Raw genomic sequence first — 1047 nt, 5'->3', positions numbered from 1 at the left:
CGCCGATGCTGACGGCGATGCCGTAGGGCAGCAACCGCCCGGTCGCGATGGCCCGCTCCACCGACACCCAGGTGAGCAGCACACCGAGAGCCACCAGCGGTTCCGGCCGCAGGCCGTTGTTGTAGGCCAGCCACACGGCCAGGAAGCCCAGCGCCCCGGTCCACACCGCGATCCGGTCGCGGCGCACCCGCGCGCCCAGGCGCGGGATCACCTCGCGGCTGAGCACCAGCCAGATCAGCACGCCCGCCGCCAGCGCGGGCAGGCGCATCCACACGCTCGCCGGGCTGACCTGCGCCATATGGCCGATCAGGTCGTAATACGGTGTGCCGACCGGGGTTTCGGGGACACCGAAGTAGCCGAAGTAGTTGGCCATGTATCCGGCGTGCAGGGACGCGCGGCCCATACCGAACTGGTAGCCGTCGTCGGAGGTGGTGGCACCGATGAAGTGCCACAGCACCAGCGTGCCCAGCACCACGGCGTCGACCGGCTGGAAGGTCCACCAGTGCTTGGGCAGGAAGCGGCGGCTGCGGCGGCCGTCGAGGCGGTCCAGCCCGAACAGGGCGCCCAGCGCGACGAGGGTGCCGGCGATGGCCGTCCAGATGGCCATCCGCTTGAGCGGGCCCGGGGTGGAGGTGAAGCGGCTGTCCACCGCTGCGGTGACCTTCGCGCCGTCGGAGACGGTCAGATCGCTGAAGATCCCGACCAGCTGCGGCCGGTAGTCACCGTCGAGGGTGACCGGCTCGACCGAGGAACCGGTCAGCGTCGCGGTGGAGGAGGTGAAGTCCGAGTGCACGGTGAGCGCGCAGCCCGCGCCCAGCTGGTCCACGGGCACGCTGAGCAGCGTCTTGTGGTGCAGGATCGCTTCCAGCTTGCCGGGCGTGGTGACGCCGTCGGCGGTGGTCGCCGCGGTGACGCGGGCCACGAATCCGTACTTCTCGAGGTCCGGCGCGCCATTGGGTCCGGTGGCGGCCAGGGTGCCGCCCTTCGCGCCCAGCTGGGCCACGGCGGCGCAGGGAATGGTGGCGTCGAAGCTCTGCGGCGCGTAGC

At 71.4% G+C, this 1047-nt stretch carries 1 protein-coding gene; it reads right to left on the bottom strand.

Features of this window, described 5'->3' with window-relative positions; all coding sequences use genetic code 11:
* Positions 1-1047: arabinosyltransferase domain-containing protein (locus ACIRS4_RS39055; RefSeq protein WP_404205158.1), on the bottom strand; the 1047-nt coding region annotated here is incomplete at both ends.

The sequence above is a fragment of the Streptomyces sp. NPDC101166 genome, from assembly GCF_044768125.1.
GTDB lineage: Bacteria > Actinomycetota > Actinomycetes > Streptomycetales > Streptomycetaceae > Streptomyces.
The sequence above is the reverse complement of the archived record's forward strand: the minus strand, read 5'-3'. Positions and strand labels throughout refer to the sequence as shown.